We start from the raw sequence: 6,911 nt of genomic DNA, 5'->3' as shown, positions 1-6,911 counted from the left end.
GGGGGGCCGCCGGGCGGCCCTGTCCCTGCCGGGCGCCTTCCCGGCGCGGCGGCGGCCCGCCGCGCCGGGGGGAGGCGGCTAGTATTCCTCGCTGGTCCACATGGACGGCGCGAAGCGCGTGACCCGGTTGCGCCCGGAGCGCTTGGCCTCGTAGAGGGCCACGTCGGCGAATTTGATGGCCTTGTACATGCCCGGGGCATCCTGCGGGAATTCGGCCACGCCCACGCTGATGGTCTTGTGGATGCTTGTGCCCCCGGGCAGGCGCAGGGCCGTTTGTTCCACCGTGGCGCGGATCTTCTCGCCCACGGTTTCCGAGGTTCCGGGCTCCACGTTTTGCAGCAGCACCAGGAATTCCTCGCCGCCGTAGCGCACCAGCAGGTCGGTCTTGCGGATGGTCGCCTGGATGATGGCCACCAGCTGCTTGAGCACGGCGTCGCCCGCCTCGTGGCCGTATTCGTCGTTGACCTGCTTGAAGAAGTCGATGTCGCACATGAGCAGGCCGGTGGTGCGGTTTTCGCGGTCGGCCAGGGGCTCGAAGGTGGTGATGAACTCGTCCAGGAAACGCCGGTTGTGGCAGCGCGTGAGGGGGTCGTGCAGGGCCTGTTCCTTGGAGAGCATGAGCAGGCGCAGGGAGGAGAGCACCGGCGCGGCCTCGTCCAGGTATTTGCGCAGGATGGGCAGCTGCTTGCGCAGGTTTTCCCAGTCGCGTCGAGGGGCCAGGAAGGTGGCCACCCCGCCGACCTTGCCGCCCATGACCATGGGCAGGCAGCAGCGCACGTCCTTGTCCTGGTCGCAGTTGAAGTGCGGGCAGAGCACGGGGTTGTAGAAGGAAACCACGTCCTCGGCCGTGCGGCAGGCGCGGCAGGCCTCGGTGTTGCGCAGCACCATGTCGCGGCACAGCGGCTGCCCGGGCACGCGGTCGAGGACCACCTCCATCGTCCCGTCGTCCGCGCGGACCTCGTAGAGCAGCAGCCGGTGCAGGGCGAAGTTGTCCGCGAACACATGCCCGAGCTGGGCGTAGACCTCTTCCTTGTTCAGCACGCCCTGGAGGTCGCGGCTGAAGAAGGTCAGCTTGGCCATTTCCTCCAGGCGGTCGGAAATCTCGTCCAGGGAGGGCATCTGCCCGGTGTGCTCCTGGCTGCGCAGCACATAGGCCATCAGGTGGCCCACCCGGCCCAGGAAGTTGCTCCACAGGCGCATCATGGTGTTGACCACGTTGCGCATCTCCGTCAGCTCGTCGCCCCGGCGCATGGCGTACACCGGGCAGGCCTTGCAGCTGTCGTATTTGTTCAGGAACACGCAGGTGTCGCGCCAGCGCGGCGAGATGGCCTCCGACCCCGTCTCCAGGTAGCAGACCAGGGACGGGTTCTGGTAGACCGGGCATTCCTCGTTGTGGCAGTGCATCACGTCAAGGCAATGCAGGTGGTCTGCCTCGAAGCGTTCGCCGAAATAGTTCGAATGCGAGGAGATGATGATTTTCTTGAGCCTGTTGAAGAACCGTTCGATGCGTGCCACGTTGGCGTAGAGCACGAACCACAGCACCAGGGCGCCGCCGATGAAGAACCAGGCGAACAGATTGATGCGGTTCCACTTGGACTGGCCGAGGAGCGAGGCGTTGTAGCTCAGCACGACGCCTGCCGTATGGCGCCCCCGGGAGTCGGTCAGCTCCATCAGCGTCGCGTGGATGTGGCCGGTGCGGGCCACGGCCCGGGCGCTCAGGGCCTCGGCCGGGGGCAGGGTCTGCCCCGAGCGCCCCAGGATCGCCGTCATGACCATCCGTTGCGGCCGGGCCCCGGCCTCGTGGTCCAGGGTTTCCCCGCCCTCGGGAACCAGCACCGCCACCCCGTATTCGGGCGGCAGGGTCGCCCCGGCCAGGGCTTCGCGCAAGGACACCCGGGCCGTGGCCGTGCCCACCAGGTGCGTGCCGCTGAACACGGGCACCACGGCGTAGACCATCGGGCGGCCGCCTTCCACGCGCACCCCCGTGGCCGCCGCGTGGTTCTCGCAGACCATGGCCGCGGCGGGGTCCGCCTCGTCCGGGCTGTCGGGCCGGGCCAGCCGGAATTCCACCGATGGCGCCCGCAGCCCGTGGCGGATCTTGTTCTCATAGGGCACGAGGAAGGCCCGCAGGGCGGCCTGGTCCCCGGCCTCCAGGCCCTTTTGCACGGGGGCGGCGTCGGCCAGGGCCAGGGCCTGGGCGTGCAGGGTGTCCTCCATCCGGCGCACCTCGCCCGCCGCCACCTCGCGCAGCAGCGCCAGCCGGTCCGCCGCCGTGCTGGTGATGCCCTCCTCCAGGATCATGTACAGGTAGCCGATGAGGATGAAATTCCCCAGAACCAGCAGAACGGCGGTGATATAGAGGAAACGCCCCTTGAGGGACCAGCGCCCCGGATCGATCATCCGCAGCGCCCGCCGCCACCCCCAGAGCGGGCCCCGCCGCCGCCCGGCCTTGGGCGCGGCCTTCACCCCGTTTCCGGCCTTGGACTCTCCCATGCCATCCCCCCACGTCGTCGTTGCGCCTTGGGCCGCGCGCCCGTCGCGCCGCGGCAGCTCTGTCCTGCCGAGGCTATATTACGATTGTGCAAAATAAGACAACCCCTTTCGCGCAAGACGCAATCATCGGCCGGAAGCCCTGGCGGGGGCACGTTTTCGCCGCGCGGCGCCGGGCGGGAAACAATCGGCTGTCGCGCCAATGGCCCGGTATGCAGGCGGAGCCTTTTGCGCTATTTTCCCGGGGACGCCGCACCGCCACCCGCAACCCCCGAAGGCCATGCCCGTATCCGCGCCCCCCTGCCTGCTGACCCTCGCCGCCCGCGACGACCTCGCCTTCGTCCTGGCCTTGCGCCAGCGCCTGGACGCCGTGGCCCCGCGCTGGGCCCTGGCCTGCGGCTGCCTGGACCCCGGGGCCCTGCGCGCCCTGGGTGCCGTGGCCCATCCCGGGCTGCACGCCCTGGCCGCCACGGGGCCCGGGCCCCTGGCCGAGGCTGCGGACGCCCTGGGCGCGGTGGCTCCGGGTGCCCCGGTGCTGCTGCTGGACGCGCGCGTCCTGTTGCCCGAGGCTCCCGGGCCGCTGCTGGCCGTCCCCCCGGGTGCCCCGGTCCTGCTGTTCGGCAGTGGCGGCGGGCCCGTGCGCGCGGCCTTCGCCCCCGGGCCCGCAGGCCGCGAGGCCCTGCTTGCCCTGGCCACGGGCCGGCCCGTGCCCGGGGCGGCCACGGCGCCGCCGCCCGCCGCCAAACCCTGGCTGGCCCGGCCCGGCCAGCCCGTGGACTGCACCGGCGCGCGGCTGATCATGCAGCGCTTCCTCGTGCCCGAGGCCGTGGCCACGGCGCCGCTTACGCGCAACCTGCTGGCCGGGCCGCTGGCGTCCTTCGCCCGCGCCGTGCTGGGCATGGCCCGCGCCCTGCGTCAGGCCGACCCCGACCACGATCCGGCCCCCGCCGCCCCCCAGTGGCTCGGGCCGCACCACGCCCTGTTCGCCGCCGACACGCCGCCCGCCGGGCTGCTGGAGTTGCCCCAGCTGCCCCTGGCCCTGGACGGCGTGGTCCTCTACCTTCCGCCGGACATGCCCGGGGCCGGGCAGGTGCTGGCCGCCCACCGCGCCGGGCAGCCCTGGCCCGTGCGCCCCGGGGGGCCGCTTCCGGACCTCGGCCCGGCCCGGGCAGCCCTGGCCGCCGGCGATCTGCCTGTGGCCCTGGCCGGGTTCGCCGCCGCCCTGGCCGCCAACCGCCATCACCGCGAGGCCCTGCTCGGCCTGCTGGAAACCCTGGCCGCCCTGGGCGACGACCCGGCCTGCATCGCCGCCGCCCAGCACCACCTGGATTCCAACCCCGACGATGCCGGGGTGGCCGCGCTGCTGCACGCCGCGCGCCTGCGCGACCTGGGCCGCGAGGCCGCCGCCAGCCTGCGCGACGACACCGGCCACCGCCCCGGCGAATTCCTGGTCAGCGCCTTGGTGTCCACCTACGCCTCCGAGGCGTTCATGGAGGAGTGCCTGTGCGACCTCCTGGCCCAGACCATCGCCGACCGCCTGGAGATCATCGTCGTCGACGCGGCCTCGCCCGAGAACGAGGCCGCCGTGGTCCGGCGCTTCCAGCGCCGTCACCACGGCATCCGCTATCTGCGCACGCCCTCGCGCATCGGCATCTATCGCGCCTGGAACCATGCCGCCCTGCTGGCCTCGGGCCGCTACCTCACGCCCTTCAGCACCAACGACCGCCTGGCCCCGGACGCCTACGCCACCCTGGCCGCCGCCCTGGACGCGGCCCCCGGGGTCGACCTCGTCTTCGGCGACACCCGGCTCACCGACGTTGCGCACCAGACCTTCGCCGGGCACACGCCCTCGGCCCATTCCGGCGGGGCCTGGCTCTGGCCGCAGTATTCCATCGAATACAACCTGGCCTCCTGCACCGGCGGGCCGCACCCCATGCTGCGCCGCTCGGCCATCCGGGAGCACGGCCTGTTCGACGAACGCCTGCGCGCCCTGGCCGACCAGGATTTCTTCCTGCGCCTGGGCCGCCTGGGCCGCGTGCGCCACATCCCCGCCGTCACCGGCCTGGCCTGGCTTTCCGAGTCTGCCCTCTCCGACCAGTCGCGCACCCAGGGCGAGCTGCGCACCCTGCGCGAACGCTTCCGCGCCGCCTACTGCGCCGAGGGCGCGGCCCTGGTCGTGCTCAACAACCTCCTGGCCGAACTGGACGCGACCATAGCCCTGGAAGGCCGCGAGGCCGCGGCCCGGCTCTACGCCATCCACCGCCCCCGCCTGCCCGCAAGCCCCCTGCTGCGCGACCTGGACGCCCTGCTGGGCTAGACGCGCGGCGCAGGACGGCGGGGCTGGCGGAGCCGGGTCTGCCGCCGCCCTTGTTCCAGCGCCTTCAGCATCTCGGCCACGAAGCCGTCCACCGTGGCGGCCTCGGGCAGGTTCAGGACGTTGGGGTCCTGAAGCTGGCGGGCGGCGAGGCCGGGCAGGGGCGGCAGGCGCAGGATGCATCCGGGCAGCCCGGGGAGGGGCGGCAGGACGGCCTCGGGGGCGCGGTTGAGAGCCAGGACCTGGTTGCGCAGGCCGAGGTCCGTGCCCATGGCAGCGACACGCGCGGCGGTTTCCAGGCTGCGGTGCGAGGGTTCGCTGGCCACGACAAGCCCGTCCACATGGGCCACCGTGCCCCGGCCCAGGTGCTCGACTCCGGCTTCAAGGTCCACAAGCACCCAATCGTCGCGGTCGAGCACGAGGTGTGCCAGCAGGGATTTGAGCAGGGCGTTGGCCTCGCAGGCACAGCCGCCGCCCGCCCCCGCCACCGTGCCCATGACCAGCAGGCGCTTGCGCCCGGGGCCGGGGCCGGGCACGTCCACACCCAGGAGCTCGGGCAGGTCGTCCACGGCCGGGGAGAGTGATATCATGCCGCCCGCGCCGATGCGCTGGCGGATCAGATCCGCACGGGCCGCCAGGGGTTCGGCCTGGGCCGCGGGCGCCACGCCGCAGGCCTGGCCCAGGGAGAGGGCGGTGTCGGCGTCGACCATCCATACGGTGTGGCCCTGGCGGGCGAGGTAGTCGGCGGTCCAGGCGCACAGGGTGGTTTTGCCCACACCGCCCTTTCCGGCGAATGCGATTTTCATGTTGGCCTCCGGGGTGATGCGGGCCGCCGGAGCGGGGGTGCCCGGCGGCCCGCACGGATGGTTAGCGGGACAGCCCCAGGGCCTTGCGCTTGGCGCTGATGCGCGCGTCGATGAGGTCGGCGGCCTTCACGGGGTCGGGCTCGACCATGAATGCGGCGCCGACGATATCCTCCAGCCCGTGGAGCGCCAGGTCGGTGACGGCCTTGGAGCCGGTGATGTGCGGCGGCAGGCCCAGGTGGGTGGCGATGCCGCTGGCCACGGCGTACATGCCGATGGCGGCGGCCTTTTCGGAGTACCATTCGGGGGCCGAGGCGGCCACGGGCAGGTCGGCGATATCCACGCCCAGGGCGTTTGCAATGAGTGCGCAGAGGTGGATGATGCGCGAGTTGTCCACGCAACTGCCGAAGTGCAGCACGGGCGGGACACCCAGGGCCCGGCACACGGAGGCGAGGCCCGTCCCTGCGCGCGAGGCGGCTTCGGGCACCAGCAGCCCGTCCTTGCCCACGGCGGTGGTCACGCAGCCGGTGACCAGGACCAGGATGTCGCGTTTGATGAGTTCCCGAATGAGGCCGACGTTGCAGCTGTCCTGCTGGAACTTAGGGTTGTTGCAGCCGACCACGGCGGCAAAGCCGCGGATGTTGCCCGCCTTGACCTGCTCCAGAAGCGGGTCGAGGCTGCCGCCCAGGGCGGCGAGCACGCTTTCGTTGCAAAACCCGGTCAGGATGTCCACGGGCTCGCCGGGGATGTCCACGCGGTTCGGGTCGCGCTCGGCAAATGCGTCCACGGCGATGCCCACGATCTCGCGGGCCTGCCCCAGGGCGTTGTGCGGGTGGATGTCGAAGTGGATGGCGCCGGTGAAGCGGGCCTTGGCGGCGGTGTCGATGAAACGGGTGTGGTAGCACCCGGCGGCCTGGACCATGCTGGGCATGATGCACTGGTAGTCCACCACCACGGCCTCCACGGCGCCGGTGACGATGGCCAGCTCGGTCATGAGGTGGTTGCCGGCCATGGGCACACCCTGGCGGGCCAGGAGTTCGTTGCCCGTGCAGCACAGCCCGGCGACATTGATGCCCGTGGCGCCCAGGGCCCTGGCGCGCTCGATCATCTCCGGCTCGCGCGCCGCGGCCAGGACCATTTCGGACACCACGGGGTTGTGGCCGTGGACGAGGATGTTCACCTGGTCCTTGCGCAGCACTCCGAGGTTCACGCGCGAGGCGCGCGGGGTGGGCGTGCCGAAGATGATGTCGGACAGCTCGGTGCCGATCATGGAGCCGCCCCAGCCGTCGGACAGGGCCGTGCGC

Annotated in this window: 4 protein-coding genes; 1 reads left to right on the top strand and 3 read right to left on the bottom strand. The window is 71.9% G+C overall.

Annotated features, from left to right (window positions below; translation table 11 throughout):
* Window positions 1–78: 78 nt before the first annotated feature.
* On the bottom strand, window positions 79–2,400 hold the full coding sequence (locus M0P34_RS12570) for a GGDEF domain-containing protein (RefSeq protein ID WP_291499675.1): 2,322 nt from the start codon (window positions 2,398–2,400) through the stop codon (window positions 79–81).
* Window positions 2,401–2,770: 370 nt separating this feature from the next.
* On the opposite strand from M0P34_RS12570, the gene M0P34_RS12565 reads away from it, so the two are divergent.
* On the top strand, window positions 2,771–4,807 hold the full coding sequence (locus M0P34_RS12565) for a glycosyltransferase (protein WP_291499673.1): 2,037 nt from the start codon (window positions 2,771–2,773) through the stop codon (window positions 4,805–4,807).
* Here the strand turns inward: M0P34_RS12565 and M0P34_RS12560 are convergent.
* Together M0P34_RS12560 and cooS are read right to left on the bottom strand one after the other, a co-directional pair.
* Complete coding sequence (locus M0P34_RS12560; protein ID WP_291499671.1) at window positions 4,804–5,610, bottom strand: ArsA-related P-loop ATPase; 807 nt, start codon at window positions 5,608–5,610, stop codon at window positions 4,804–4,806. The genes M0P34_RS12565 and M0P34_RS12560 overlap by 4 nt on opposite strands.
* Before the next feature lie 61 nt (window positions 5,611–5,671).
* On the bottom strand, window positions 5,672–6,911 hold a 1,240-nt coding region (gene cooS, locus M0P34_RS12555), incomplete at its 5' end, for an anaerobic carbon-monoxide dehydrogenase catalytic subunit (RefSeq protein ID WP_291499668.1).

The sequence above is a fragment of the Desulfocurvus sp. genome (genome assembly GCF_023230885.1).
Classification (GTDB): Bacteria; Desulfobacterota; Desulfovibrionia; order Desulfovibrionales; family Desulfovibrionaceae; genus Desulfocurvus.
The sequence above is the reverse complement of the archived record's forward strand: the minus strand, read 5'-3'. Positions and strand labels throughout refer to the sequence as shown.